Annotated in this window: 23 protein-coding genes; 14 read left to right on the forward strand and 9 right to left on the reverse strand. The window is 58.6% G+C overall.

Annotated elements, in window-relative coordinates:
- Positions 1-281: 281 nt before the first annotated feature.
- From LRR79_RS07185 to LRR79_RS07195, 3 genes are read left to right on the forward strand one after another with little or no spacing between them, the layout of a single operon-like run.
- Entirely contained in the window at positions 282-551 is a 270-nt protein-coding gene (locus LRR79_RS07185; protein ID WP_231759684.1) for a hypothetical protein, read from the forward strand.
- A gap of 47 nt (positions 552-598) precedes the next feature.
- Positions 599-859 carry a hypothetical protein gene (locus tag LRR79_RS07190; protein WP_231759685.1) on the forward strand — a complete coding sequence of 87 codons (261 nt, stop codon included), beginning with the start codon at positions 599-601 and terminating at the stop codon, positions 857-859.
- Between the two features lie 54 nt (positions 860-913).
- Complete coding sequence (locus LRR79_RS07195; protein WP_231759686.1) at positions 914-1,324, forward strand: hypothetical protein; 411 nt, start codon at positions 914-916, stop codon at positions 1,322-1,324.
- Positions 1,325-1,331: 7 nt separating this feature from the next.
- On the opposite strand, the gene LRR79_RS07200 is transcribed toward LRR79_RS07195, so the two are convergent.
- Both LRR79_RS07200 and LRR79_RS07205 read right to left on the reverse strand, forming a co-directional pair.
- On the reverse strand, positions 1,332-4,535 hold the full coding sequence (locus tag LRR79_RS07200) for an efflux RND transporter permease subunit (protein WP_231759687.1): 3,204 nt from the start codon (positions 4,533-4,535) through the stop codon (positions 1,332-1,334).
- A 95-nt stretch (positions 4,536-4,630) separates the two neighbouring features.
- Positions 4,631-5,764, reverse strand: a complete 1,134-nt coding sequence (locus tag LRR79_RS07205; RefSeq protein WP_231759688.1) for an efflux RND transporter periplasmic adaptor subunit — start codon at positions 5,762-5,764, stop codon at positions 4,631-4,633.
- Positions 5,765-6,106: 342 nt separating this feature from the next.
- On the opposite strand from LRR79_RS07205, the gene LRR79_RS07210 reads away from it, so the two are divergent.
- Complete coding sequence (locus LRR79_RS07210) at positions 6,107-7,069, forward strand: AraC family transcriptional regulator (RefSeq protein WP_231759689.1); 963 nt, start codon at positions 6,107-6,109, stop codon at positions 7,067-7,069.
- 93 nt (positions 7,070-7,162) lie between these two features.
- Here the strand turns inward: LRR79_RS07210 and LRR79_RS07215 are convergent, their stop codons facing one another.
- The 6 genes from LRR79_RS07215 to LRR79_RS07240 form a co-directional block, all read right to left on the reverse strand.
- The gene (locus LRR79_RS07215) at positions 7,163-8,503 is read right to left on the reverse strand and encodes a sensor histidine kinase (protein WP_231759690.1); all 1,341 of its coding nucleotides are present in this window, start codon (positions 8,501-8,503) and stop codon (positions 7,163-7,165) included.
- Positions 8,503-9,849: a sigma-54-dependent transcriptional regulator gene (locus LRR79_RS07220; RefSeq protein WP_231759691.1), complete on the reverse strand. Its 1,347-nt coding sequence runs from the start codon at positions 9,847-9,849 to the stop codon at positions 8,503-8,505. Before LRR79_RS07220 ends, LRR79_RS07215 begins: the two co-directional genes overlap by 1 nt.
- A gap of 183 nt (positions 9,850-10,032) precedes the next feature.
- The gene (locus LRR79_RS07225; RefSeq protein WP_231759692.1) at positions 10,033-11,241 is read right to left on the reverse strand and encodes an ABC transporter permease; all 1,209 of its coding nucleotides are present in this window, start codon (positions 11,239-11,241) and stop codon (positions 10,033-10,035) included.
- Positions 11,242-11,262: 21 nt separating this feature from the next.
- On the reverse strand, positions 11,263-12,585 hold the full coding sequence (locus LRR79_RS07230; protein ID WP_231759693.1) for an ABC transporter permease: 1,323 nt from the start codon (positions 12,583-12,585) through the stop codon (positions 11,263-11,265).
- A gap of 40 nt (positions 12,586-12,625) precedes the next feature.
- Positions 12,626-13,327 carry an ABC transporter ATP-binding protein gene (locus tag LRR79_RS07235; protein WP_231759694.1) on the reverse strand — a complete coding sequence of 234 codons (702 nt, stop codon included), beginning with the start codon at positions 13,325-13,327 and terminating at the stop codon, positions 12,626-12,628.
- A gap of 195 nt (positions 13,328-13,522) precedes the next feature.
- Positions 13,523-14,803 (reverse strand): efflux RND transporter periplasmic adaptor subunit, encoded by a 1,281-nt coding sequence (locus tag LRR79_RS07240; RefSeq protein WP_231759695.1) that lies wholly within the window; start codon positions 14,801-14,803, stop codon positions 13,523-13,525.
- 542 nt (positions 14,804-15,345) lie between these two features.
- On the opposite strand from LRR79_RS07240, the gene LRR79_RS07245 reads away from it, so the two are divergent.
- Positions 15,346-16,854 (forward strand): SulP family inorganic anion transporter, encoded by a 1,509-nt coding sequence (locus LRR79_RS07245; protein WP_407665231.1) that lies wholly within the window; start codon positions 15,346-15,348, stop codon positions 16,852-16,854.
- Positions 16,855-17,089: 235 nt separating this feature from the next.
- Positions 17,090-17,947, forward strand: coding sequence for a universal stress protein (locus LRR79_RS07250; RefSeq protein WP_231759696.1), 858 nt, complete (start codon positions 17,090-17,092; stop codon positions 17,945-17,947).
- Between the two features lie 105 nt (positions 17,948-18,052).
- Here LRR79_RS07250 and LRR79_RS07255 read toward each other — a convergent pair whose 3' ends face one another.
- Entirely contained in the window at positions 18,053-18,466 is a 414-nt protein-coding gene (locus LRR79_RS07255) for an acyl-CoA thioesterase (RefSeq protein WP_231759697.1), read from the reverse strand.
- Positions 18,467-18,713: 247 nt separating this feature from the next.
- On the opposite strand from LRR79_RS07255, the gene LRR79_RS17295 reads away from it, so the two are divergent.
- The 8 genes from LRR79_RS17295 to LRR79_RS07290 all read left to right on the forward strand — a co-directional run bounded on the left by LRR79_RS17295 (position 18,714) and on the right by LRR79_RS07290 (position 25,901).
- Complete coding sequence (locus LRR79_RS17295; protein WP_269455109.1) at positions 18,714-18,848, forward strand: hypothetical protein; 135 nt, start codon at positions 18,714-18,716, stop codon at positions 18,846-18,848.
- Positions 18,849-18,885: 37 nt separating this feature from the next.
- Positions 18,886-20,064 (forward strand): enoyl-ACP reductase FabV, encoded by a 1,179-nt coding sequence (fabV, locus tag LRR79_RS07260; protein ID WP_231759993.1) that lies wholly within the window; start codon positions 18,886-18,888, stop codon positions 20,062-20,064.
- 109 nt (positions 20,065-20,173) lie between these two features.
- The gene (locus LRR79_RS07265; RefSeq protein ID WP_231759698.1) at positions 20,174-21,217 is read left to right on the forward strand and encodes an NADP(H)-dependent aldo-keto reductase; all 1,044 of its coding nucleotides are present in this window, start codon (positions 20,174-20,176) and stop codon (positions 21,215-21,217) included.
- Between the two features lie 189 nt (positions 21,218-21,406).
- Positions 21,407-21,637 carry a DUF2789 domain-containing protein gene (locus LRR79_RS07270; protein ID WP_231759699.1) on the forward strand — a complete coding sequence of 77 codons (231 nt, stop codon included), beginning with the start codon at positions 21,407-21,409 and terminating at the stop codon, positions 21,635-21,637.
- A gap of 110 nt (positions 21,638-21,747) precedes the next feature.
- Positions 21,748-22,773 (forward strand): LpxL/LpxP family Kdo(2)-lipid IV(A) lauroyl/palmitoleoyl acyltransferase, encoded by a 1,026-nt coding sequence (gene lpxL / locus LRR79_RS07275; RefSeq protein WP_231759700.1) that lies wholly within the window; start codon positions 21,748-21,750, stop codon positions 22,771-22,773.
- A 137-nt stretch (positions 22,774-22,910) separates the two neighbouring features.
- Positions 22,911-23,786: a 4-hydroxy-tetrahydrodipicolinate synthase gene (gene dapA / locus LRR79_RS07280; RefSeq protein ID WP_231759701.1), complete on the forward strand. Its 876-nt coding sequence runs from the start codon at positions 22,911-22,913 to the stop codon at positions 23,784-23,786.
- 90 nt (positions 23,787-23,876) lie between these two features.
- Positions 23,877-25,052 carry an outer membrane protein assembly factor BamC gene (bamC, locus tag LRR79_RS07285; protein WP_231759702.1) on the forward strand — a complete coding sequence of 392 codons (1,176 nt, stop codon included), beginning with the start codon at positions 23,877-23,879 and terminating at the stop codon, positions 25,050-25,052.
- A gap of 15 nt (positions 25,053-25,067) precedes the next feature.
- The gene (locus LRR79_RS07290) at positions 25,068-25,901 is read left to right on the forward strand and encodes an MBL fold metallo-hydrolase (protein WP_231759703.1); all 834 of its coding nucleotides are present in this window, start codon (positions 25,068-25,070) and stop codon (positions 25,899-25,901) included.
- The last annotated feature ends 35 nt before the right edge of the window (positions 25,902-25,936 follow it).

Below are 25,936 nucleotides of genomic sequence, written 5' to 3' on the forward strand. Positions count from 1 at the left end.
GCGCCAGAGGGTTTCCCCTCTGGCGCTTTTTTTGTGTGCGCTTTTTGCTCATCTGCTGTGGGTTACTTCACGGTTTTTGAGGGTTTAGCCCGCCAGGGGGTGGTCGCCGTCGCCGCATTCTTTCGAGCGTTGAATCCCGCGTATTTAATTTTGATTAAAACGTGAACAGCGTCGTCGAACCCCTCCTGCGCGCTAAACTGAAATTAACAGTGAGTGGATGTTGGGAAAGTGGAGTTCCCGACTGGGGTCAGGTAGTGATCAAGTTGCGAGGTAGGTGAGTCATGAAGCGCACAGGGATTACAGCTGTGGCGATGGGCGCCACACTGTGTATGCAGGGTTGTATGTTCGTGCCGTACGGAAACGAAAATAGCTACGATCCATTTTTCTTTAACCCCGATGATCAGAGTCAGAGTGCGGACTTTGTCGAAGTGGGGAATTATCTGCCAAACGCCGCAGCACCGCCAGCGGCCAGTCGCCAGTGCTCGACCGAGACGGAACATACCCGTGTCGGCTCTGCCTGCTGGTTTTTTCCGGTAATGCGGGTGTACTGAGTTACCGGTAATTTACCGGGTTGTGAAATGAAGGTTAAGGAGGCCCCATGCGCAAACGAGTGATGATGTTATCGGTGATGGCGGCGGCAACGCTGTTGTCAGCCTGTGGTACCAGTAGTGTGCGCGATCAGGTGGTCTACCCTAACAGTGCGCCCATCCCCCGCGCACCGGCGCACGCGGAACAGAGAACCAATTACGACGGTTGCCCGGGGGATGCGGAAGAACTGGCGCCGGGCTCGATTTGCCCGGCCACCGCCCAGTGCTACGAAATTTCCGGTGGACGCCGCTGTATCGTTTACGAGAAGTAAGTTCGATCAAGCGGGTGCCGCCGCAACCTTCGCGTCAGCCACAGAGGATGTGATATGCAGCTGCGCCTGTTTTTGGCTTCGTTGATTCTTCTGGCTTCCGGATGTGCCAGTACCCCCGGCAACGGGGTGGGTGATGGCCTGGAAAACACCGCCCGCCTCGATGGCTTCTGGTGTGACCTTACCGGCACCCCAGCTACCTATTACCAGCGGCCTCAGCCTGCCAACCTGATACCTGCGTATCCGCGCAACTGTTTTGCCGGGGATACACAGGTGCCCACCGCCAATGCCTGCCTGATGGGCGACTCGGTGTGTTACCAGTTGGATACCGGTGCCTGGTGTACTGCCGGTATCGCGCCCCAGTGCCCTGCGGGAAGTGCGCCGCTGACTATGGACGCGCCTTGTCCGGAAGACGGCCGTTGTCGGATTTATAGTGAGGGTCTGCGCTGCTATTCCTCAGGTGCCTGATTGGTTGTTACTGCCCGGATAGCTCGACCGCGGCCGCCAGTTCCCGGGCTGTTTCCCGCGGCGGCATCTCTTCGCTCTGGGTTTTTCGATGCCCGGTGAGCGAACGCAGGGCCACGTAAAACACCGGCGTCAGCAGCAGGCCGAATAGCGTCACACCAATCATGCCGGTAAACACCGTGATACCCATGGCGTTGCGCACTTCAGCGCCGGCTCCGCTCGCCAATACCAGTGGTACCACGCCGGCAATAAAGGCGACCGAGGTCATGATGATTGGCCTCAGCCGCAGGCGGCAGGCCTCCAGCGCGGCGCGCATTGGATCCAGTCCTTTTTCCATTTCCAGCTCGCGGGCAAACTCGACGATCAGAATGGCGTTTTTACACGCCAGGCCCATCAGCACCACCAGACCCACCTGTACGAACACATTGTTGTCGCCATCCGTCAGCCATACGCCGAAAAGTGCGGCCAGCAGGCACATGGGTACGATCAGGATCACGGCCAGCGGTAGCACCCAGCTCTCGTAAAGCGCCGCCAGCACCAGGAACACTAGTAGCAGGGCCAGTGGGAACACCAGCATGGAAGCATTGCTGCGGTTGACCTGCTCGAAACTCAGATCTGTCCACTCAATGGTCATACCCGGTGGCAATGCCTGCACTGCCACCCGCTCCACGGTTGCCAGCGCCTCGCTGGAGGACAGCATCGCGGGGTTGGACTGGCCGAGCAGGTCCGCGGCGGGATAGCCGTTGTAACGGATCACTGGATCGGGCCCGTAACTTTGCTTCAGCTGCACCATGGTGTTGATCGGCACCATCTCGCCACGATTGTTGCGGGTGTAGAGGTGGTCGATGTCTGCAACTTCATTGCGGAAAGGGGCGTCCGCCTGGGCCATGACCCGATAGGTGCGGCCGAACAGGTTGAAATCGTTGATATACAGCGAGCCGAAATACAGCTGCAGGGTGCCGAACAGATCATCCAGGCGCACTCCCTGAGCTTTGGCCTGCAGGCGATCCACTTCCGCATCCAGTTGCGGGACATTGGCCTGGTAGGAACTGAAGGGGTAACTGAGTCCCGGTGTTTGGCTGAGTGCACCGGCGAGTTCGTTGGTGGCAGTCTGCAGGGCGCCATAGTCGGCCCCGGAGCGGTCCTGAACATACAGGGAGTAGCCGGAGCCGGCGCCGAGGCCGAAAATCGGCGGCGGCATAAAGCTGATCGCGAATCCCTCTTTGATATTTGCCAGCTTGCCATTCAGCTCAGCGGCAATTTCACCCGCGCTGCGATCGCGCTCGCTGAAATCGTCGAAGAGCACGAACACGGTTCCCACGTTTGGGGTGTTGGTGCGTTGCAGGGCATTGAAGCCGACAAAAGCCGCAGCGTGAGATACGCCCTCCGTGTCCAGTGCCAGTTCACTCACCCGGCGCGCGACAGCTTCGGTTCTATCCAGCGAGGCGCCCTCTGGCAGGCGGATACTGCCCACCAGGTAAGTCTTGTCCTGGGTGGGGATAAATCCGCCCGGAACCTGGTTGAACATGAACACGGTACCGACCAGAAGCAGGCTATAGACGGCAAATACGAGGCCGCGCCGATTCAGACTGCGACCGACAAACCCCTGATAGCGGTTGGCACTTCGATTGAAAAAACGGTTGAACGGGCGGAAAACCCAGCCGAACAATCGATTAATGATTCGCGCTGGCAGATCCGGTGTGGCGCCGTGGGGCTTCAGTAGCGTCGCCGATAGTGCCGGTGACAGGGTCAGCGAATTAACCGCAGAAATTACCGTGGCGATCGCGATGGTCATTGCGAACTGGCGATAGAACTGCCCGGTGATACCGTCGAGGAACGCCATAGGCACGAACACCGCACATAGCACAAGGCTGATGGCGACGATCGGGCCACTCACTTCCCGCATGGCCTGGTGGGCGGCTGCCAGCGGGCTCAACCCCTCCTCGATATTGCGCTCCACGTTTTCCACTACCACGATCGCATCGTCCACCACGATACCAATCGCCAGTACCATGCCAAATAATGTGAGCGTATTGATGGAAAAACCCAGCAGGTGCAGTACCGCGAAGGTACCGATAATCGAGACCGGAACCGCCAACAGGGGAATCAGGGATGCGCGCCAGGTCTGCAGGAACAGGATCACTACCAGTACCACCAGTAGTACGGCTTCCAGCAGGGTTTTTATCACCGCTTTGATGGAGGTGCTGACGAACACCGTCGGGTCATAGGCAATTTCCCACTCCAGTCCCTCGGGAAACTGATCGTCCAGTTCGGCCATTTTTTCCCGAATCGCCTGCGATACTTCCAGAGAGTTGGAGCCGGGTGCCTGGAAGATCGGCAGGGCGACGGCCTGGCGTCCGTTCAGCAGTGCGCGCAGGGTATCTTCGGAAGCGGCCAACTCAATTCGCGCGACGTCGCTCAGGCGGGTGATTTCACCGTCGTTGCCGGTCTTGATTACTACATCACCAAACTCCTCCACACTCGTCAGTCGCCCCTTGGCGTTGATGGAGATCAGAAAATCGTTCTCCCCGGGCATCGGCTGGGCGCCGATCTGACCGGCGGACACCTGTACATTCTGTTCGCGCACGGAATCCACAATATCGGCGGCGGTGATATCGAGGGCTGCGGCTTTCTGCGGGTCCACCCACAGGCGCATGGCGTAGTCACCGGCGCCAAACAATCCCGCCTGACCAACCCCAGGAATACGGGCAAGTTCGTCGCGGATATGCAGCACCGCGTAGTTGCGGATATAGGTCGCGTCGAAACGATCACCCGGCGACGTCAGATGTACCGCCATCATCAGGTTGGGGGACTGTTTCTGTGTGGTGACACCCTGGCGGCGCACATCCTCCGGCAGCCGTGGTAGTGCCTGGGAAACCCGGTTTTGTACCTGCACCTGAGCCTGATCGGGATCGGTTCCCAATTTGAAAGTGACGGTCAATGATAGAGTGCCATCGCTGCCGGCAACGGATTTCATGTAGATCATGTCCTCCACGCCATTGATGGCTTCTTCCAGTGGCGTGGCGACGGTTTCGGAGATGGTCTTGGGATTGGCGCCCGGGTAGCGCGCTGTTACTGCGACACTCGGTGGCACTACATCGGGATATTCACTTACCGGCAGCACCGGAATACTGATCAGCCCGACCACGAAAATGATGATCGACAGCACCGAGGCAAAGATAGGTCTGTCGACAAAAAAACGGGAAAAATTCATACGCTGCTACCCCGTGTGCGATGGTGATCATCACACCAGAAACTCAAACTGAAGAAATAACCGAATTGGAACTGGGTGGGCGTAACGGAGCCTGTTCAGCGCCCGGCGAGTTGTGGTGTGGTTGCCTCCACACGCTTTTGTACTGGCTGTGGTACTACCGGCATGCCGGGGAACAAGATTTTTTGCAGGCCATTGACCACCACCTGTTCTCCGGGCTCGAGGCCCTCGCGGATCAGTATCATTCCCCGCTGTTGCGGGCCGGTTTCCACGTCGCGGCGCTCGGTAATATTTTGCGCGTTTACCACGTACACATAGCGCCGATCCTGATCGGTGAGTACCGCCTTGCGATTGAGGAGCAGCGCGTTATCCAGTTGTTCGGTGGGCATCTGCACGCGCGCGAACTGCCCCGGCTTTAAATGTCCTTCCGGGTTGGCGACGACCGCACGGAACTGAATGGTGCCGGTGTGGCTGTTGAGGCGGTTGTCAACGAAGTCGAGCTTTCCGAGGTGTGGATATCCGTCCTCGCCAGCAAGTCCGACGTGGACCTGCGGGCGCTGCTCGGGCGTAAAGAAACCGCGGTTGCCGGCGAAGCTGACCTGATCACTCTCGAAATAGACGTACATGGGGTCGACGGAAACCAGCGTCGTGAGCAGCGTCTGGTCGGCGCTGGCCAGGTTGCCTCGGGTGATTTCGGCGCGCCCCACGCGACCATCGATAGGGGATCTGACCTGGGTAAACTGCAGGTCGAGCTGTGCACTCTCCAGTGCTGCCTGGGCCGCGTTTACCGCAGCGCGGGCGGACTCCTGCGCTGCCTGTCGTTGGTCGTGGTCCTCGCGGGATATCGCGTGGCTCGCCAGCAGCTGACGGGCCCGTTGCGCGCGGCTTTCACTCAGTGCCAGCTGGCTCTGCGCACGTGCCAGCGCGGCCTGCGCGGCGCGCTCGCGGGTCCGGTAGGGGCGCGGGTCAATCTGGAATAACAGGTCCCCGCGCTTGACCAGCTCGCCCTCGGTAAACGCCACCTTGTCGATGTAGCCGCTCACCCGTGCGCGCAGTGCTACCGTTTCGGGCGCCGCAACCCGGCCGGTAAAGTCGCCCCACAGGGTTGCCGGCGCGCCGGTCACCTGCACAACCTCCACGGGTGTGGGCGGCGGTCTCTGGCCATCGGTGTCGCCGGTATTGCAGCCTGCGAGTATCAGGGTTGCCAGACCGATCAGAAATTTTTTTGTCATTGGGTACTTGCTCCTCTGCTACGGGCGAGTAAACCTCGACCCATCGGGGGCGTACCTTAGCCGAGCACAACCGGAAGACGGTATCCGGTTACTGTGCGCTGCTTGCCTGATTCTACTTCCGTTGAGAATGAGGGTGGTTGAGCGGAGATCTGCCGCGGGGGCGCGTACATCCATTTGTCATCAGTCTGTAGCTTCCGAACTACCTGCACCGTTATGTTGCGCTGCCCCGCGCTAGTCGATTGCATATTCCTGTCGGGTACTTGCCCAATTCTGCAAAGTTCTAATTGGCTTGCCCAAAACTCCGTATACTGGCCGACTGTTAAGCCGGTAACCGGAGGGGATATGTCGCAGGATCCAAAGCGCAGTGATATTTCACGAGAAATGGAATCTGCCCGCAAAAAGCTTGTGCGCACTGTTTTGCGATGGGCGCCAGAGGAAGGTATGCGGGAGTTCTCCGAGTGTGGGGTCGGCCTGATCCGCTCCGACATGGCCACTGCCAGCTGTGTTTCGGGTGTGTACGAGCCTTCGCTCGGTTTTATCGTGCAGGGCGAGAAAGTCTTGCAGTTGGGTGATCGGGAAATCTCGTACGGCCCGTTGAGCTACCTGGCGTCCTCGGTGCACCTGCCGGTACAGGCCCAGGTGGTGAACGCCTCACCGCAGCAGCCGTATCTGGCCATCAAACTGGTACTGGACCCTCAGGAAGTGACCGATCTGGTTCTCGAACAGGGCGGGCAGGCGCGGTCGCCGGTTGTGGAAAACTGTTCCAGCCAGGAAACGAATTGTGGGCTTTGTATGGCGCGCATGGACATGGGGTTACTGAATGCAGTGAGCCGTCTCGTCGAATTGCTCGACAGCCCTGAGGACATGCCGGTACTGGCGCCGTTGGTGCGCAAGGAGATTCTCTACCGGGTGCTGAGGGGGGAGATGGGGCCCCGTATCCGCAAATTTGCCGTCACCGACAGCCAGGCAAACCGCATATCCCAGGTTATTGCTCTGCTTCAGGATCGCTTTGCAGAACCACTGCGGATTAGCGAACTGGCGGAGCGGGCCAACATGAGTGAGTCGGCCCTGTTTCACAGCTTTAAACAGGTTACGCGCATGTCTCCATTGCAGTTTCAAAAAAAACTGCGACTGCACGAAGCACGCCGTCTGATGCTGAGTGAGGGGTTGGAGGCCGCCTCCGCCAGCTACCGAGTGGGTTATGAAAGCCCGTCACATTTCAGCCGTGAATATAGCCGTATGTTTGGTGCGCCGCCCCGTGCGGACGTGAACAAACTACGCGGTGATCAACGGGTGCCGGCGTAAGGCACTGGCTGGTTGTTGCATAGGACGCCGGCGGTGAGGACGCACAGACTGTGTTCCTGTTGTACGCCGCCTGTGTTCCGCTGCGCCGTGAGATTATTCCTGCGGATGATGTCCCTGCCACGGCAGCCAGAGACTCACCTGTAAACCGCCCTCGGCGCGATTGTGCAGTTGTATTTGTCCGTTGTGCGCGTCGATGATTTCCCGGCATAGGGCCAGACCGAGGCCGACGCCCTGAGGCTTGGTCGAGTAGAATGGCAAAAGCGCCTGTTGCAGTACCTTATCGCTCATACCGGTACCGCGGTCTCTAACCGTCAGCAACTGACCGTGCGTATCCGTTGCAACCTGGAGAGTAATGTCTTCTACCGCGCTACCGGATTCGGCGGCATTCTTCAGCAGGTTCAGCAACGCCTGTTCCAGTTGCGTTGGATCGAAATAGCCGGGGCGCGAGGGTAAGCTCCCGTGGATTTGAAATGGATGCAGTGGCTGCAATCTTGTGATCAGCCCGGACCAGGGCACCTCCTCACACACCGGTGGTGGCAGCTTGGCGAAGCGCGCGTAGCCTTGAGTAAATTCCGTCAGATGGCGGCAGCGCTCTGCGATGACATCAAATACCCCGGCCAGTTGCTGGGAATCGATTTTTTCCGACAGTAATTTTCCACTGTGTGCCATGGAAGAAATAGGGGCGAGTGAGTTATTCAGCTCGTGGCTGATCAGACGGATCACTTTTTTCCACACCTGAACTTCCGCTCGGGTCAGTTCCCGGGTCATTTCCCGCAATAAAATCAGGCGATGCTTTTGTGAATTCAGTACGAAGGTGCTGTTGCTGATATGCAGGGTGTGGCTGCGTTCGCCATCGAGATAACTGGTGAGACCATCCTGTTTCTGTTCAATGGCCTGTGCCAGTTCCGGTGGGCACAGCGGCAGAATTTGTCCCAGCAAATGCCCCTGCAAGGGTTTGCCATCGTGCAGCATGTGCCGTGCACTGGTATTGGCATAGATGATGTGTTCGCTCTGGTCGATCAGTAGTAGTGCCAGTGGCGAGCTCTGAATCACCGTGTCCAGCAGCAGTTCGCGCTGGTGAATATGGGCTCTTTCCCGCCGCAGAATTTCTCCCACTTCGTTGTACAGTTCCGCCAGCTGTCCCAGTTGATCATCGCGGTTGAGAGCCAGTGATATGGAAAAATCCCCATCGCGAAAATTCAGCAGGCCGCCTTCCAGGCTTTGCAGTGCGCGGTTCAGGTTGCGGGTAATGGGACGCAGGAGGGCGAAGGCCAGAATCAGAGCCAGTAACAGGCCTCCACTCCATGCGAGTATCGGGTGTGCACCCAGCCGTAACAGTCCAAATGGGATGCTGGTACCGAGTGCCACCGAGAGTAAAACGGTAGCAAACAGTTTTCCTTCAATGGAGGTTCTGGGGCTAGGGCCGCTTGGCATTAGTAGGGAATTCCGTATTTATCCAGCCTGCGATACAGGGCCTGTCGACTCAGCCCCAGTTCGCGGGCGGCCTGGGCGATAATACCGTTGCAGTTGGCGAGGGTCTGCTCCAGCAGTTCGCGGCTGGGTTCAAAGCTGTGCTCCGGGACCTTGAGTCGGGTGTCTTCCGGCAATGCCAGGGTCACCTCGTCGATGGTGTCGCCCTTAGTCAGTACCGCAGCACGCTGCATCACATTCTGCAGTTCGCGCACGTTACCGGGCCAGCTGTAGCGCATCAGGCATTGCTGTGCCTGCGGGCCAAGTTGCTTGCCTGTCTTGGCGAGGAAGCCGCGGGCCAGTGGCAGAATATCTTCCGGACGTTCACTCAGCGGCGGCAGTTTCAGCTCGATCACATTCAGCCGGTAAAAGAGGTCCTGGCGGAAGCTGCCATCGTCAATCATCTGTTGCAGGTTGCTGTTGGTGGCGCTGATTACGCGCACCCGCACCTTGCGGGTCTGGCTGCTGCCGAGGCGCTGGAATTCGCCGGTCTGCAGTACCCGCAACAGTTTGACCTGGCCACTGGCGGAAAGCTCACCGATCTCATCGAGGAACAGGGTGCCGCCGTCAGCGGCCTCAAATCGACCCTGGCGCACCTTGTTGCCGGAGCCGGTGTAGGCGCCGGCCTCGGCGCCAAACAGTTCCGCTTCCATCAGCTCTTCCGGCAGGGCGCCCACATTGACCTTGATGTAGGGGCCATCCTTCACACTGGAGTTGGCCTGGACTATATCGGCAATTTTTTCCTTACCGGCGCCATTCGGGCCGGTTATCAGAACCGGGACATCGGAGTGGGCCACCTGGGTGGCCATTTCCAGCAGCGTCTGCACGCTCTGGCTGCGGTAGACAATCTCCTGCAGGTCGAACTGTTGCCGGAGCTGTTCCCGCGCCTGCTGCGCACGGCTCTGGGACTGCCGTTGCTGCTGTTGCAGGTCATGCAGCTCCAGCAGGTTTTTAATGGTGGCGATCAGTTTGTTGTCGTCCCAGGGCTTACCGACATAGTCGGCGGCACCGGCCTTGACCAGCTCCACCGCCATTTCCAGCTGGGTCCAGGCAGTGAGCAGAATGACGGGAATATCGGGCTGTATTTCACGTAAGGCAAAAAACAGTGCGCGGCCTTCTTCACCGGATGTGGTGTCCGCAGTGAAGTTCATGTCCTGGATGACGAGGCCAACATCCGGGTTTTCCCGCAACAGTTGCAGGCCCGCCTGTGGGGTAATGGCGGAGAGGGTCTGGATCTCGTGCAGGGACAACAACAGGGATAGGGCCGAGATGATGCCGGCGTTGTCGTCGATGATAAGTACTTTGTCCAACTCGCGCATCCTGTTGCGGTGGCAATGTTAAAGAGTTGTGGCGGTCCTGCACCCGATAGAGGGTTGCGAGACACGCCGTAAACCCATCCATGGGGGCTTGTCGAAAAGGTCCCTCTTTTCGACAGTCCCGCAACCCTCTATCGGGCGCAGAACCTTCGCATCAAAGTGTTTACTTCGTAGCGCTTAAACGCTGCGTGTCGCCATCGCCGGCGATATATTCGCAGCACGCATGGCCGGCATCAACGCGGCAGCAACACTCACGAGCAACAATACTATCGCACACACGGCAAGCAGCGGTAATGTAAGAGCAGGTTGTGAAAATTCGCTCACCATCAGTTGATTGATGATCAGTGCGCCCGCGGTGCCCAGCCCCAGGCCGGTACCGGCAATCAGGGCGTTCTCGACCAGAAAATAGCGGCTGATATTGGCGCGGGTGGCACCCAATGCACGGCGGATACCGATTTGTTTGGTGCGCTGGTTGATCCAGAAAATGGTCAAACCGATGATACCGAGAGCGACAATGAAGGTAAGCAGGGCCATGACCAGAGAGAGCACTTTGATCATTATGTTGTCGCTGATGTAGGTACGCTGCACATTTTCACTCAGGGTTTCTACCTGCACGACACGCTGGGGGTCACGGTTGTTGAGTAAATCCTCCACTTTTTTGAACACCTCGTCCCGTTGCCCTGGTTCGGTTCGGATCAGGTAGCGCTTGTGGTTGCCAGTGACCAGCAAGGGGAAGAAAACCACGTTGCCGGCGCGGGACCAGCCCGGCCAGGCACCCAGGTGCTGCTCTACCACGCCGATGATTTCTACCGGGTTATCATTGGCTCCGCTATAAAAAAACTTTCCGATAGCCGATTCGCCAGGATACAGCTTTTCGGCAAACTGCTTGCTGACCACGGCCATTTTGCTGTGATACTGGTCATTTGGTCCGATAACGTGTTCATCGGCAGGAACAAAACTGCGACCTTCGATCAGATTGAGACCAAGGGTGTTAATAAAGTGTGAGTCCACCTGATAGTAGTTGGCGTTTTCGCCACCGATCTCCTGATTGGGCTCAGTGAAATAGGTGCCCGCAGAACCGGATCCGGACAGTGGAATCTGGTTGGTTACCGAGGCGTCCACAACACCTGGTGTACTGCGCAGTAGATCGAGGTCAGCTACGACGGCTCCTGCCATATCGTATTCCGTGGGGATGGGCATATAGGCTACGGCAATAATGTTTTCCACATCCATGCCGGTGGGGCGCGCCACCTGTTCCATACGATCTTTTACGATCGCGCTGGCATTACTCACAATGGCAAGAGTGAGTGCAAGCTGCAGGGCGATCAGCAATGCGGATACCTTGTTGCGCCAGAGGGCGGACAACATGGGTTTTAGCTCGAACATGTTCTTTTCCTTTTCTCTGGGTTACTGGGTCTTCAGGTAAACGGATGGGTTGGTGCGGCTGATGCGCCAGGCCGGGTAAAGGCCGGCGAGAATGCTCGCGAAGATGGCGAGGCCGACAGCGGCCAGCATCATTTCCCAGTTCATGGTGGCGATCTGGTCTACCTGGCCCATCGCCAGTGCGCGAATACCGGTCAAACCGGCTAGCGCGAGGACGATACCCAGCAATCCGCCAAGCACACCGATACAGCTGCTTTCGATCAGGTGCTGGGTGAATATGGCGTTACGACTTGCGCCCAGCGCCCGGCGCACGCCGGCCTCCGGTGCTTTGCGCAAAAATTTTGCCAGCAGTAGGGCAACAGCATTGACCACGCACACTAACAGGAAGGCCAGCGATGCCCAGCCCAGTACCCGGTTGTCGTTATCCAGTACTTCATTTAGAACCAGCCATTCAGACGGGTGCGACAGGGCGAACTTCAGTGGACGTTCAAAGCGGCCCTGTTCTTTCTGCTGGCGGATATAGCCGGTGAGGAACTGCTCGTACGCTTCCTTCTGCTCAGCGTTGTCCAGTTCTACCCAAAATTGAATCCACACATGTTCTCCGAGCAGGAATCGCTCGTAGCCTTCGGCGCCCTCCGGTGCGCTGCTTGTCCAGCCATTGGTGTTGCCCCAGCTGTAGATTTCATACTTGCGGTGCAAGCCGAAGGGGATATACAGCTCTTCGGCGTCTGCGAAGGGGTTGTTGTTCAGGTCGTAAATTTTGGGTGATGGGTTCCAGTGCTTGAGCACACCGACGACGGTGAAGGGTTCGCCGTTCAGCTTTACAACCTTGCCGATACTGTTTTCACCGCCAAACAGTTTTTCATTGGTTTCTTTACTGAGCACCACAGATTGCACGGCAGCGCTATCCGCCTCCTTGTTCCAGGTGCCGCCGTATTCAAATGGTACGTCGAACAGGGAAAAGAAATCCCGGGTGGTTACGCGGGTATTGGCGGTAAACGGGCGCATGTCGGATTCGTCGAGATTGACGGTAAATCCAAAGCGGTGCATGGCCACCTGACGGGTGGGAATATCCGAGCGCAGTAGGGCAACGGCGTCGGGGTAGGTGAGCTGCCAGGGAATTTCATTGGCGGTATCCGCAGCCTGGTTTGGATCCCAGCTATCCAGCTGTACGGCATAGAGGACCTTGTCTTTATGCTCCAGGGCGTTCTGCGACATCATATAGTTCAATGTCAGTACGGTCATGGATGCACCCACGCCAACGGCGATGGCGGCGATCATAAGCGCGCTCAGGATAGGTGTTCCCCGCAAGCTGCGTATGGCGAGGCTGATGTAGTAGCCGATCATTTCGGTGTCCTTTTCTCTTATTCAGCGATGCGAATTCAGCTTATGCGGTGGCGGTTTCGGGCTGCGCAATGTTCTGGCGAAGATCGGAAACCTGTCCATCAACGATCTGGATATTACGCTGCGCACGGCGGGCGAGATCAGGGTCGTGGGTGACCATGACGATGGTGGTACCCCATTCGTTGATGAATTCCAGTAGTTCCATGACCTGGCGTGCCATCAGGGAGTCGAGGTTGCCGGTGGGTTCGTCTGCAAGTAGGAAACGGGGTTCGCCAGCGAGGGCGCGGGCGATGGCGACGCGCTGTTGCTGACCGCCGGATAGTTGTGCGGGCAGATGTTTGGCGCGGGCGGAGAGGCCGACCTGTTCGAGGGATTTTTCGATACGACGACGGCGTTCTTTGGCGTTGAAGCCACGATAGCGCAGGGGCACGTCGATGTTGTCGAATAGGTTGAGATCCGGGATCAGGTTGAAGCCCTGAAAAATAAAGCCGATTTTTTCATTGCGCAGTCGCGAGCGGTCGCGGTCGGACAGGTTGCCGACTTCCTGTCCGTCGAGCAGGTACTGGCCGCCGGTCGGGGTTTCGAGCAGGCCGGCGATATTGAGGAAGGTGGTTTTGCCGGAACCGCTGGGGCCGGTAACGGAGACAAATTCCCCTTCATTGACTTCGAGGCTGAAGTCACGCAGTGCGTGAGTTTCAATGGTATCGGTGCGATAGCTTTTACGGATATTGTGCATTTTGAGCATGGTGGATTTCCTTGTCTTGGTAGCCTTGTGTTCGTGAGTTCTTTCAAATTTTGGGGCGGCTCTGCTACCGATTGTTGTGTGCGAGACACGCCGTGAACCCATCCATGGGGGCTCTTCTGCGAGGTCCCTCTCGCAGAAGGTCTCGCACACAACAATCGGTATCAGCGCCTTCGCATCAGAGTTCAGTTTGTTTGATCAGTCTTTCAGCGCAACCAGCTGCGCCTTATCCAGCTCCTCCGCAGAGGAAGTAATGATCTGGTCCCCTTCCTCCAGGCCGGAAACAATCTCGACCTGATTCAGCCCTAAAGCGCCAATGGTGATGGGTACTTTTACTGCCTGCTGCTGATCGTTCAGTTTCCACGCGAAGCGGCCACCGGTTTGATCAAGAAAAGCACCGCGTTTTACCAGCATGACGTCCGGGCGGTTTTCCAGCAGAACCCGGGCGGTCAGGCGCAGGTTCTGGCGAAGGTTTTCCGGTTGGCCGTTGGTGAAGCGCACGCGGGCGGTGACCTGGTTGTTGATAACTTCCGGGGCGATCGCTGTGATTTCGCCGGGCAGCTTTTTACCACCCATATTGATTTCTACATCCATGGCGAGGCCCAGATCGTCGGCGTAGTTTTCCGGGACCGCGGCTTCCAGCTCGAAGCTGGTGAGGTCCACCACGGTGAGCAATGGCGCATTGGCGGCGACAGCGGAGCGCTGAGTGGCCGCCAGGCTGCCGATGGTGCCGTCGACAGGAGATACGATCTGCAATTCGTTGACCTTGCGCTGCAGTTCCTCTACCTGAAGTTGCTGCTGATCTACCTGCAGTTGCAGGGTCTGGGTCTCGAAGGCAAGGGCTTCGTTTTCCAGCTGGGAATTCTGCACCGCCTGCTTGTACTCCAACTCCGCCCGGGCCAGATCGTCGCTGGCCTTCTCGAAGTCCAGCTGCGAGATGATCTGTTTCTCCATGGAAATTTCCGCACGCTTCAGCTCCCGCTGTGCTGCGGTCAGGTCCACCTTGGCGAGATCCGCCTTCTGAGTGTTCTCCAGGCGCTGACGCTTCGCCTGGATCTTCTGCCGTGCCAGTTCCACACTCAGCTTGTTATACAGGGCGCTTTCCTGGGCCAGCTGGTTCTGCAACTGCGGACTGTCGACTTCTGCCAGCAGCTGCCCCTTTTCAACCGCATCACCGGCCTTCACCGCAAATTTCACAATCCCCTGCGCCGGGCTGAACAGGGTAGGGCTATTGGCCGCAACCACCTTCCCCTGAACCACCAGATCCCGCACCAGATCCCCGCGCTCCACCGCCGCGATATTGATCCGCGACAGCGACACACTCGCGTCCACCGCATTCGTGCTCTGCCAGCTCATCAACCCCCAAACCACAAAAGCGGCCGCGCCAATACCGAGTCCGGCGCGCTTCAACAGTCGCGGGTTCTTCCACGGGCTCTGTGGAGTGAGTTGGACGTCCTGCCCGGAGGTATCTCTGATCATGTTGTTCCCAAGTGCTTCGAAACTGTGCTTCTGCCACTTTGATGCGCGCGTTCTCGCGTCCGGATGCAAAGCGGAATTTGTGGATGCAGCGGCCTTATCGCAATTGCCGTGCCAAGGCGTTTTTTAAATGTAAGTGGTTGATATATATAGAAAATAAAGTTTCAGAAAATTTTTGGATGGCGGGTGAGGTGTCCGCAAAAAGTGTCCGGACAGGCTGTGTCCGTGGGGGCGGACAGGAGTGGGAAAGTGCGACACGAGACCCGAGGAAGATGTGACTGAGCCTGATGCTAAGGCGGTGATGCCGGGTACAGCTATGCAAGACCTTCCGCGAGAGGGACCTCGCGGAAGAGCCCCCATGGATGGGTTAAGGGGGGGCGCCTAGCTCGTGTCTCACCAAGCTGTACCCGGCAGCGCCGCCGCCCCGGAGCTAGATCAATACCTCCAAACCACTGAGTGTTCTTTAGCCAGAACCCGCGAAGTGGTAGAATCCGCGCCCCGATTCAGGGCCTCGAAAAAGACTTCCCAGACAGGCTTTCCAAGATATGCAGTTCTCCAACACCCTGTTGTCGTCCACCAGAAACGACTGGTTCGGCAACATCCGCCGCGACGTACTCGCCGGCCTCGTCGTCGCCCTGGCCCTCATCCCCGAGGCCATTGCCTTCTCCATCATCGCCGGCGTCGACCCCCGGGTAGGCCTTTACGCCTCCTTCTGTATCGCCGTCGTCATCGCCTTCGTCGGCGGCCGCCCGGGCATGATCTCCGCCGCCACCGGCGCCATGGCGCTGCTCATGGTCACGCTGGTCAAAGAGCACGGCCTCCAGTACCTGCTCGCGGCCACCTTGTTAACCGGGGTATTGCAGATCATCGCCGGCTACCTGAAGCTCGGCAGCCTGATGAGCTTTGTCTCGAGGGCCGTGGTCACGGGGTTTGTGAATGCGCTGGCGATCCTGATCTTTATGGCTCAGCTGCCCGAACTCACCGACGTCACCTGGCATGTTTATGCCATGACTGCCGCCGGACTCGGCATCATCTACCTGTTCCCCTATGTGCCGGTGATCGGCAAGGTCCTGCCATCGCCGCTGGTGTGTATTCTGGTGTTGACTGCGGTGGCGGTCACCCTGGGCATGGATATCCGCACCGTGGGCGATATGGGTGATCTGCCGGACACTTTGCCGGTGTTCCTGTGGCCGGACGTTCCACTGAATTTCGAGACCCTGAAAATCATCTTCCCGTACTCCGCCGGCCTCGCCGTGGTGGGCCTGCTGGAATCCCTGATGACGGCGACCATTGTGGATGATCTGACGGATACCAACAGCGACAAAAACCGCGAGTGTAAGGGCCAGGGTATCGCCAATATCGGTGCCGGTATGCTTGGCGGTATGGCGGGCTGTGCGATGATTGGCCAGTCTGTGATCAACGTGAAGTCCGGGGGCCGCGGCCGCCTGTCTACCCTGGTAGCCGGTGTCGGCCTGTTGACGTTGGTGGTATTCCTGAGCGATTGGGTGGCGGTGATCCCGATGGCGGCGCTGGTGGCGGTGATGATCATGGTGTCTATCGGTACCTTTGACTGGAGTTCGATCCGCAATCTGAACAAGTTGCCGTTGTCGACCAATCTGGTGATGCTGTCGACGGTGATTGTGGTAGTGTTTACCCATAATCTGGCGTTTGGCGTGTTTGTGGGGGTGCTGCTGGCGTCTCTGTTCTTCGCCAATAAGGTGAGCCACTTTATGTATGTGAGCTCGGAGCTGGATGAGGAGACAAGTTGCCGCACCTATACTGTGGTGGGGCAGGTGTTCTTCAATTCGGCGGACAAGTTTGTGGCGGCGTTTGATTTTAAAGAGGCGCTGGACAAGGTGGTGATTGATCTGAGCCGGGCGCACTTCTGGGATGTGTCCGCGGTGTACTCCCTCGACAAGGCGGTAGTGAAGTTCCGCCGCGAGGGTGCCGAGGTCGAGCTGATTGGCCTGAACGAAGCCAGCTCCACCATCGTTGACCGCTTTGGTGTTCACGACAAGCCGGAAGAGATTGAGAAGGTATTGGGGGGACACTAAGCCCAGAGCTTCGCACCGGGAGCTCTGTTTGGGCCCCGGTGGCGCCGAAACCCTGGGTGGAAGTTTTTGAAATCGCACAAGTACATCCCTGTATGCTCCGTCGGCGACGTCCCTGTCGCCGACGGTTTCAAAAACTTCCACCCAGCATTTCGGCTTCTCCCCTATCTCTATACTTCGTAAGTAGCCTGTATTACTTGGTTTATTCAGTTGGATAGCGATAGAGAGAAAATAATAAATGGCCGAACAGAAAGACCCCCTCGTACTCACCTGCATCGATGGCTCCCGCTACAGTGGCGCCGTCTGCGACTACGCCGCCTGGATCGCCAGCCGCGCCTCCGCCCCCGTCAAACTTCTCCACAATATCGAACGCGTGACCACGCCCGCGGTGGCGGACCTGTCCGGCAGTATCGGCCTGGGTAGTCAGGAAGAGCTTCTCGAAGAGCTGACCAGCCTGGAGCAGAAGCGCTCCAAGTTACTGTTGGAGCAGGGCCGGCAGATGCTTGAGAGTGCGCGGGAGCGGGCGGTGACGGCGGGGGCCGAGCGGGTGGTTACCTGTCAGCGGCATGGGTCGCTGATCGAGTCTCTGGTGGAGCTGGAAGATCATATCCGCGTGCTGGTGCTCGGTATTCGCGGTGAGGAGCACGGGGAGTCGAACAAGGGCCTGGGGGCGCAGCTGGAGTCGATTGTGCGCTCGCTGCACAAGCCGATCCTGGTGGTGAATCGGGAGTTCAAAGTACCCCATTCGATCATGCTCGCCTACGACGGCAGTGAGTCAGCCCGCAAAGCGCTGGATATGGTGGCGACAAGCCCGGTGTTCAAAGGTGTCGACTGCCATCTGGTATATGTGGGTGACGACGGAGAGTCAGTTTTGAGTGAGGGCGCGGAAGCGCTGAGTAATGGTGGGATCTACGTGACCAGTGCCAACCTCGAAGGCCGTACTGTGGCCTCTCTGGTGACCTACCAGCAGGAGCACAATATCGACCTGACGGTGATGGGGGCGTTCAGCCACAGCAAGCTGCGCGACCTTCTACTGGGCAGTGTTACCGCGAAGATGTTGCTGGAAACCAATCAGCCGTTGCTCTTGCTGCGTTGAGTTTCTGTATCGTCTAAACGAGAAAGCCTGTGGCAGGGAACTGCCACAGGCTTTTTTGTTTTGCGTTCTGAGTTCAACTAATTTGGTTTCAGATAATAACTGCGACTAGCCGGCAAGCTTGTTGGCTTGCGCGGTGGAATTTGCCGCTTGCGCGACGGTCATGCCAGCCTTTTTGTGCGGCGTTGGTTTGCCCTCGGCATCCAGTGCCACAAACACAATCCGCTCAACCCGGACAATCAACTCCCGCGTCAACTTGTTGCGCATTTCGCAATGCACCGTCAGCGAGGTACGGCCGATGTCGGTTACCTCAAAGCCAAACTCCACGATATCCCCGCAGACCGCCGAGCTGACGAAATCGATCTCCGACATCAGCTTGGTCACAATGTTTGCGGTGCCCATCTGACACCCCGCGAAAATGGCTGCCTCCTCATCTATCCACGCCAGTGCCTGGCCGCCGAACAGACGTTGTGCTGGGTTCAGGTCGCCGGGTTTTACGAAATGACGTGAGTAGTACTTCATGAGTGTTTACCTCGCTGGTTACCCCTTGATTGGGAATAAAAAACACCGCTTTCCATGGCGGTCCCAAAACATGAAGTGCATTAAGTGTGCCAAGGGTCACTCAGAGAATCGCAGTCGAACAGGTCGACTGAAGGTGAGGTGGGGTGGGAAACCATGGGGCTAGTAGTAGTCATAAGTGTGTAGTAGTCATAAGTGTGCAAAAAGTAATCGGGGTGCACCGTTAAGGAGCAGGGTGGAAGTGTGAATCTTGGCTAAACTGGCCGCCACCCCCGAAGTTCTGGCCACCGGTCTCACCAACGGTGACCTGCCGCTATGGGCGTTGCCCGCAAACGCCATTAGAATGTCCCGCTTTATGGCCGGTCAGTCTGTTGACCGGGACTGACGACAAGACCGAAGAATCACCCAACGGAGAGCCCGGCATGATCATCAAGCCGAAAGTACGCGGATTTATCTGCACCAACGCCCACCCGCAGGGCTGTGCCGCCAACGTGCGCGAACAGATCGAATACATCAAATCACAGCCTGCGATCGAAGACGGCCCGAAAAACGTCCTCGTCGTCGGCGCCTCCACCGGCTATGGCCTCGCGTCTCGCATCACCGCCGCCTTCGGCAGTGGCGCCAACACCCTTGGCGTCTTCTTCGAAAAGCCGCCTACGGAAAAACGCACTGCCTCTGCCGGCTACTATAACTCCGCCGCGTTTGAGGAAGAGGCACACAAGGCCGGTCTGTATGCGAAAAGCATCAATGGCGATGCCTTCTCCAACGAAGTCAAAGCCCAGGCCATCGACCTGATCAAACAGGATCTTGGCAAGATCGACCTGGTCATCTACAGCCTCGCCTCTCCCCGTCGTACCGATCCGGAAACCGGCGAGCTGTACAACTCCGTGCTGAAGCCGATTGGCGAATCCTACACCGCCAAAAACCTCAACACCGATAAACTGGAAATCTCCGACATCAGTGTTGACCCGGCCAGCGAAGAAGAAATCGCCGCCACCGTCAAGGTCATGGGTGGTGAAGACTGGGAATTGTGGTTGAAAGCCCTGGGCGATGCCGGCGTGCTGGCCGACGACTGCAAAACGGTCGCCTACACCTACATCGGTGAAAAACTCACCTGGCCGATTTACGGCCACGCCACCATCGGAAAAGCAAAAGAAGATCTGGACCGCGCCGCCAAAGCCATCAGTGACAGCGGCAATGCCAGTGCCAACGTCGCGGTGCTGAAAGCCCTGGTAACCCAGTCCAGCTCCGCCATTCCGGTGATGCCACTGTATATTTCCCTCGTCTACAAAGTGATGAAGGAAGAGGGCACCCATGAGGGCTGTATCGAACAGCTGTACCGTCTGTACACAGAGGGGCTGTACACGGATACCCCACGCCTTGACGATACCAATCGTTTCCGTATGGACGAAAAAGAACTTCGCCCGGAAACCCAGGCCAAGATCGAAAAGCTCTGGCCGGAAGTGACCGAGGAAAATCTGTTCGAGCTCACCGACTACAAGGGGTATGCCGACGACTTCCTCAAACTGTTTGGTTTTGGTGTCGAAGGCGTCGACTACGAAGCCGACACCAGCCCACTGGTGGAAGCGGACTTCAAGTAAGTCGCTGCTACCGCAGTAAAACGCCGGGCCATTGCCCGGCGTTTTTGTTTTTTGCGCCGGCGCTTGCCGAATCGGCATAATGCGGCCACAGCGTGTTCAGGAGAAGGATATGGAAACCCGCAATCTCGGTAAAACCGATATTCAGGTCAGTAAAATCTGTCTTGGTACCATGACATTTGGCGAGCAGAACAACGAAGCCGAAGCATTTGCGCAGCTGGATTATGCCACCGCGCACGGGGTGAATTTTATCGACTGTGCGGAAATGTATCCGGTACCGCCCCGGCCTGAAACCTATGGCCGTACCGAGGAAATCGTCGGCAACTGGTTACAGCAGTCCGGCAAGCGCGGTGACCTTGTTGTGGCGACAAAAGTGACCGGGCGCAGTGCGGCGAATTCCGGTGTCGGTCATATTCGCGGCGGCCCGCGCCGGGATCGCGCGCAGATCCTCAAAGCCTGCGACGAATCCCTGACGCGACTGAAGACGGACTATATCGATCTGTACCAGGTGCACTGGCCGGAGCGGCAGGCCAATTTCTTCGGCAAGCTCGGCTATCAGCATGGCGACGACGATGGCGTGGCGATCAGCGAAACACTCGCCGCCCTTGAAGAGCTGGTTAAGGCGGGCAAGGTGCGGCATATCGGTTTGTCGAACGAGACCCCCTGGGGCATGCACCGCTATCTGCGCCTGGCCGCCCATGGCAACCGCCCGCGGGTCGCTTCTATCCAGAACCCCTACAGTCTGCTGAACCGCACCTTTGAGGTGGGGCTCGCGGAAATGGCGATACGCGAAAATTGCGGGCTGCTGGCCTATTCGCCGTTGGCTTTTGGCACCTTGAGCGGGAAATACCTCAATGGTGCCCGACCACAAGGGGCCCGCCTGACCCTGTTCGAACGGTTCCAGCGCTATACCGGTGCGCGGGCGCTCGCGGCCACCGAATCCTACGTGGCGCTGGCCCGGAAATTTGGCCTGAATCCTGCGCAAATGGCGTTGGCGTTTGTTACCCAGCAGCCGTTTGTGACCAGCAATATCATTGGGGCGACGACCCTGGAGCAGCTGCGGTCCAACATCGCCAGCGCCGAGCTGACCCTGAGTGATGAGATCTTGCACGCCATTGGCGAGATTCACGACCGCAATCCAAATCCGGCCCCTTGAAATCGCCTGCGTTCGCCTGCACCCCGTATGGAGAGGGCAGCCTGTCGGAAGCGCGGTAGCTGACGGCAGCAGGCCCGCGTGGCGCCGGATTATCTATACTGGACAGTATGTGTCGGATTATCCGGCCCGAGGCCAGCGGCCGTGCTGCAGGCAGTTCAATACTGGCAATTCACACCAAGGGGAAAGGCTATGGAAACCGGACATCACACGCTGAATGATCTGTTCGCCCAGTTGGGACTGGGGTCTGATAACGAGGCCATCGAAGATTTCCTGACCCGTCACCACCTGTCCGGGGAGGAAAAGCTGGCGGGCGCCGCATTCTGGACCGACAGTCAGCGCAAGTTCTTGCGCGAAGCGATTCTCGCAGATTCGGACTGGTGTGAGATTGTCGACGAGCTGGACGTTTTGCTGCGCCACTGAATCGCCGGCGGCAAGCGGGGGCCGCCAGACAGAACCGGCGGGGCGAATCTGTGATCCTCTGGGCAGAGCCTGGTTTCGGCTATATCCGGCAACGGGACTGCGCGGCTATAATGCGCCGCTTTGTTTCGGCTGCCATTGCGGCCGGGCTCCCTGTTTCCGATCGCAGTTATCCGCTTTTTATGGAAAAACCCCATTTTCGCGTTGCATTATTGCACCCTCGTTACTGGCTGACCTGGTTCTTGTTTGGAATCTGGTATCTGGTCGCGCAACTGCCCTATGGCTGGCAGATGTCCCTGGGGCGGCTTATTGGCCGCCTGATGCTCCGCTTTGCCCATAGCCGCCGCCTCATTGCCGAGCGCAATCTGGCGCTGTGCTTTCCCGAACTCCCCTCCAAAAAGCGCGAGCAGCTGTTGCGCCGCAACTTCGCCTCCAACGGTATCGCGCTGATGGAAACCGGGATGGCCTGGTTTCGTTCCAGCCGCTGGCTGCGCCGCCGCTTCACCATTGAGGGACTGGAGCATCTGCAGCAGCCCTACGAGCAGGGCCAGGGTGTGGTCTTGATGGCAATGCACTTTACCACCCTGGAAATTGGCGCTGCCTTTATGAGCATGAGCCGCCCGGTGGACGGCATGTACCGGCCGCATAAAAACCCGGTCTATGACTACATGCAGCGCAAAGGGCGCGAGCGCCACGGGGAAAGCTCCAACGTCCTGCAGCGCAAGGATGTGCGCGGCATGCTGCGCGCGCTGCAGAAGGGCCGTGCGGTATGGTATGCCCCGGACCAGGATTACGGCATCAAACAGGGGGTGTTTGCTCCCCTGTTCGGTATCCAGACCGCCACCGTGACCGGCACTTCCCGGTTTGCCCGGGTCGGTCGTGCCAAGGTGGTGCCCTATACGGTGACCCGCCTGGAAGAAAAAGGGATTTACCTGGTCCGAGTACATCCGCCGATCGACGAAATCCCCTCCGGCGACGAATACCGGGATGCGGTCCTGGTGAACCAGTTTGTGGAAGCCCGTATGCGGGAAAACCCGTCGCAATACATGTGGGTGCACCGGCGCTTCAAAACCCGCCCGGAAGGGGAAGAGAGTTTTTATCCTCCGCGGAAAAAACGGCGGAAAAAGCGCAAAATTTAACCGATTGTGCCCGTGTCAGCGTCCCTGTGGCGGGATGACTTTTTTGCGCTGGCATCGAACTGGCACGCTCAGTAACATACCGCATTCATTTTTAGGTGGTATCAGCCGGCCTCCGGTCGGTTAGAGAAGGAGTTGCAATGATTTCCGGCAGTATGGTGGCGCTCGCCACACCCATGTTTGCAGATGGTGGCCTGGATTGGGACAAGCTGCACGATCTGGTGGAGTGGCATATTGAGCAGGGCACCCGCGCCCTGGTGGCGGTGGGTACCACTGGCGAATCCGCGACCCTGGATGTCCACGAGCACCTGGAAGTCATCCGCCGCGTCGTGGATCAGGTAGCGGGGCGTATCCCGGTGATTGCCGGTACCGGTGCCAACTCCACCACCGAAGCCATAGAGCTCACCACCACCGCCGCCAAATGTGGCGCGGATGCCTGTCTGTTGGTAACCCCCTACTATAACAAGCCCACCCAGGAGGGCCTGTACCAGCATTTCAAAGCCGTTGCCAAAGCCGTCGCCATCCCTCAGATCCTCTACAATGTGCCCGGGCGTACTGCCGTGGACATGGTACCGGACACCGTGGCCCGTCTGAGTGGCATCAGCAATATCGTGGGCATCAAAGAAGCCACCGGCGACCTGGAGCGTGCCCGCGCAGTGATCGATCTGGCCCCGGAAGGCTTTGCCGTCTACTCTGGTGACGATGCTACCGCCGTGGAACTGATGCTGCTGGGTGGTCACGGCAATATCAGTGTTACCGCCAATGTTGCCCCGGCTGCGGTGGCGCAAATGTGTGAAGCGGCCATCGCCGGCGATGGGGAAACCGCCCGCGCCATTAACCAGCGCATCGAAATATTGCACAAAACGCTGTTTGTGGAGTCCAACCCGATACCGGTGAAATGGGCGCTGAAGGAAATGGGCCGTATTGACGGTGGAATTCGCCTGCCCCTGACCGGTCTGTCTTCCGAGTATCACGGTGTGGTGCGTGACGCACTGCGCAGCGCCGGGGTGCTCTGACGGCTGAGCGCACGCGTGCGTGCCCCGCTTGGGCGCGTACCGCTGTAACTGGACTAACGTGATCGCGACTGATTCGACAAGGTACGAATAATGACAAAATTGACTGCCGGAGCCCTGCTGTGCACCCTGGTTTCCACCCTCAGCGGCTGTGGCATTTTCGGTGACGACGGCTATTTCCGCGACCGCGGCGACGACTACCAGCTGGCCAACAGCCTGCCGCCGCTGCAGATGCCGGAAGGGGTCACCGCCAAACACCAGGAAGAACTCTACGAAGTCCCTCACATCAGCGCCGATGTGGACCGCGGTGAATTTGTGGTGCCACGCCCGCAGGCACTTTCAGTAAATGTGGGCCTCGACCGGGTAAAGATCCAGAAGCTGGGCAACCGCCGCTGGGTGCTGGTCAATCAGCCGCCGGATGAGGTCTGGCCGCAACTGCATTACTTCCTGCGCAGCACCGGCCTGCAGCTGGCCATGTCTGACGCCGGCGCGGGGACCATGGAGACCACCTGGCTGACGTTTGGTGAAAACCCGGAAACCAAAGACAAATACCGATTGCAGGTGGAATCCGGTGTGCAGCCCGATACCACGGAAATTCATGTGCGCCACCTGTCTGCGCCCCTGCAAGCACCGGCCAGTGTTGCGGTGGAGTGGCCCGCGCAGTCCAGCAGCACCGAGCGCGAGGGCTGGATGATCGACGAAATGTCCTCGGCTCTGGCTGCGGATAACAGTGGCGCTTCCGCCTCTCTGGTGGCGCAGGCCATTGGCGGTGGCAAGGTAAAAGTGCAGGTGATGGAGCCTGCGGGTAAGGAACCGTTTATTGCCCTGGGGCTGGCCATGAACCGCGCCTGGGCAACGGTTTCCCACGCGCTCAACACCGGCGCCTACCGCCTGCACCAGGAAGATTCTGACATCGGTATCTTCTATGTTACCTACGACGCCGACCGCGAACTTTCCGACGAGGACGATGGTTGGTTTTCCAGCTGGCGCTCTGGCACTGGAGAAGACAAACTGGCCAAAGAAGCCGAAGCCTACAGTCTGCAGCAGGTATTGGCCAACATCGATCTGAATACCCGGGTTGAGCCGGCTCTGTTCAGCAACCTTCAGGGCCTGGGCGGCGCACCGGATACCGATATTCCCGGTTATCTGGTGGTGCTGCGGGGCGTGGATGACGCCATTGAAGTGCGCGTGCGCTCTACGCGCGGCTTGCCGCTGTCGCGCAACAAAGCGTCTGAGCTGCTGATGGCAATTCGCCAGAACCTGATCTGATCGGGCCGCTCAACGATGGCGATCCGATTTGCCTCCCTGGGAAGTGGCAGTAAGGGTAATGGCACTCTGGTGGCCTGTGGTGATCACTTGCTGCTGGTTGACTGCGGCTTCACCATCAAGGAAACCGAGCGGCGCATGGCGCGGCTCGGTGTCTCGCCCGCGGACCTCTCCGCAATCCTCGTTACCCACGAACACAGTGATCACCTGGGCGGTGTTGGCCCGCTGGCGCGCAAGTACCGCGTGCCGGTGTACCTGACTCCGGGCACCCTGCGCGCCCGGGATATCGGCACGCTGCCGCAAGTGCAGTTGATTGAGGGGCACCAGCCGTTCGCGATCGGGGATATCCAGGTCACCCCGGTGGCCGTGCCGCACGATGCCCGCGAGGCGGCGCAGTTTGTGTTTCGCAGTCGCGGCAGCAGTCTGGGGCTACTCACTGACCTCGGCACCATCACGCCCCACGTGGAGTCACACTTTGGCGACTGCGATGCCCTGGTGCTCGAGGCCAATCACGATCCGCAGATGCTGGCCCAGGGGCCATACCCACCCTCGCTGAAGCGCCGGGTGGGCGGTGCCTACGGACACCTCAGCAACCAGCAGGCCGCCGGGTTTCTGCAGCGGGTCGGCAGTGCGCAGTTGCAGCACCTGGTGGTGGCGCACATCAGTGAAAAGAACAACAGTCTGGAGCTGGCCCGCGCGGCACTCGCGGAAGTGGCGGCGAAAGCGGCGAATTGCATCTACGCCTGTCAGCAGGAAGGATTTGACTGGCTTGAGGTCGAGGCTCGCTCCCGGCAACCGGCGCGTGGCATCGCGCCGTCGATAGAAAATGCCCCGCTGGAAGCGCTAGACTAGTCGCTCGCATTTCCGGCGATCCCTCCCCCCAATCG

The organism is Microbulbifer elongatus, from assembly GCF_021165935.1.
GTDB classification, from domain to species: domain Bacteria; phylum Pseudomonadota; class Gammaproteobacteria; order Pseudomonadales; family Cellvibrionaceae; genus Microbulbifer; species Microbulbifer elongatus.

Coding starts and splice junctions, on each gene's coding strand:
- LRR79_RS07235 (WP_231759694.1), bottom strand. CDS start 13,327: ATGCTCAAAATGCACAATATCCGTAAAAGCTATCGCACCGATACCATT.
- LRR79_RS07215 (WP_231759690.1), bottom strand. CDS start 8,503: ATGCCAAGCGGCCCTAGCCCCAGAACCTCCATTGAAGGAAAACTGTTT.
- LRR79_RS07245 (WP_407665231.1), top strand. CDS start 15,346: ATGCAGTTCTCCAACACCCTGTTGTCGTCCACCAGAAACGACTGGTTC.
- dapA (WP_231759701.1), top strand. CDS start 22,911: ATGATTTCCGGCAGTATGGTGGCGCTCGCCACACCCATGTTTGCAGAT.
- LRR79_RS07255 (WP_231759697.1), bottom strand. CDS start 18,466: ATGAAGTACTACTCACGTCATTTCGTAAAACCCGGCGACCTGAACCCA.
- LRR79_RS07185 (WP_231759684.1), top strand. CDS start 282: ATGAAGCGCACAGGGATTACAGCTGTGGCGATGGGCGCCACACTGTGT.
- LRR79_RS07250 (WP_231759696.1), top strand. CDS start 17,090: ATGGCCGAACAGAAAGACCCCCTCGTACTCACCTGCATCGATGGCTCC.
- LRR79_RS07200 (WP_231759687.1), bottom strand. CDS start 4,535: ATGAATTTTTCCCGTTTTTTTGTCGACAGACCTATCTTTGCCTCGGTG.
- LRR79_RS07265 (WP_231759698.1), top strand. CDS start 20,174: ATGGAAACCCGCAATCTCGGTAAAACCGATATTCAGGTCAGTAAAATC.
- LRR79_RS07225 (WP_231759692.1), bottom strand. CDS start 11,241: ATGTTCGAGCTAAAACCCATGTTGTCCGCCCTCTGGCGCAACAAGGTA.
- lpxL (WP_231759700.1), top strand. CDS start 21,748: ATGCGCCGCTTTGTTTCGGCTGCCATTGCGGCCGGGCTCCCTGTTTCC.
- LRR79_RS07195 (WP_231759686.1), top strand. CDS start 914: ATGCAGCTGCGCCTGTTTTTGGCTTCGTTGATTCTTCTGGCTTCCGGA.
- LRR79_RS07290 (WP_231759703.1), top strand. CDS start 25,068: ATGGCGATCCGATTTGCCTCCCTGGGAAGTGGCAGTAAGGGTAATGGC.
- LRR79_RS07230 (WP_231759693.1), bottom strand. CDS start 12,585: ATGATCGGCTACTACATCAGCCTCGCCATACGCAGCTTGCGGGGAACA.
- LRR79_RS07270 (WP_231759699.1), top strand. CDS start 21,407: ATGGAAACCGGACATCACACGCTGAATGATCTGTTCGCCCAGTTGGGA.
- LRR79_RS07210 (WP_231759689.1), top strand. CDS start 6,107: ATGTCGCAGGATCCAAAGCGCAGTGATATTTCACGAGAAATGGAATCT.
- LRR79_RS07190 (WP_231759685.1), top strand. CDS start 599: ATGCGCAAACGAGTGATGATGTTATCGGTGATGGCGGCGGCAACGCTG.
- fabV (WP_231759993.1), top strand. CDS start 18,886: ATGATCATCAAGCCGAAAGTACGCGGATTTATCTGCACCAACGCCCAC.
- LRR79_RS07205 (WP_231759688.1), bottom strand. CDS start 5,764: ATGACAAAAAAATTTCTGATCGGTCTGGCAACCCTGATACTCGCAGGC.
- bamC (WP_231759702.1), top strand. CDS start 23,877: ATGACAAAATTGACTGCCGGAGCCCTGCTGTGCACCCTGGTTTCCACC.
- LRR79_RS07240 (WP_231759695.1), bottom strand. CDS start 14,803: ATGATCAGAGATACCTCCGGGCAGGACGTCCAACTCACTCCACAGAGC.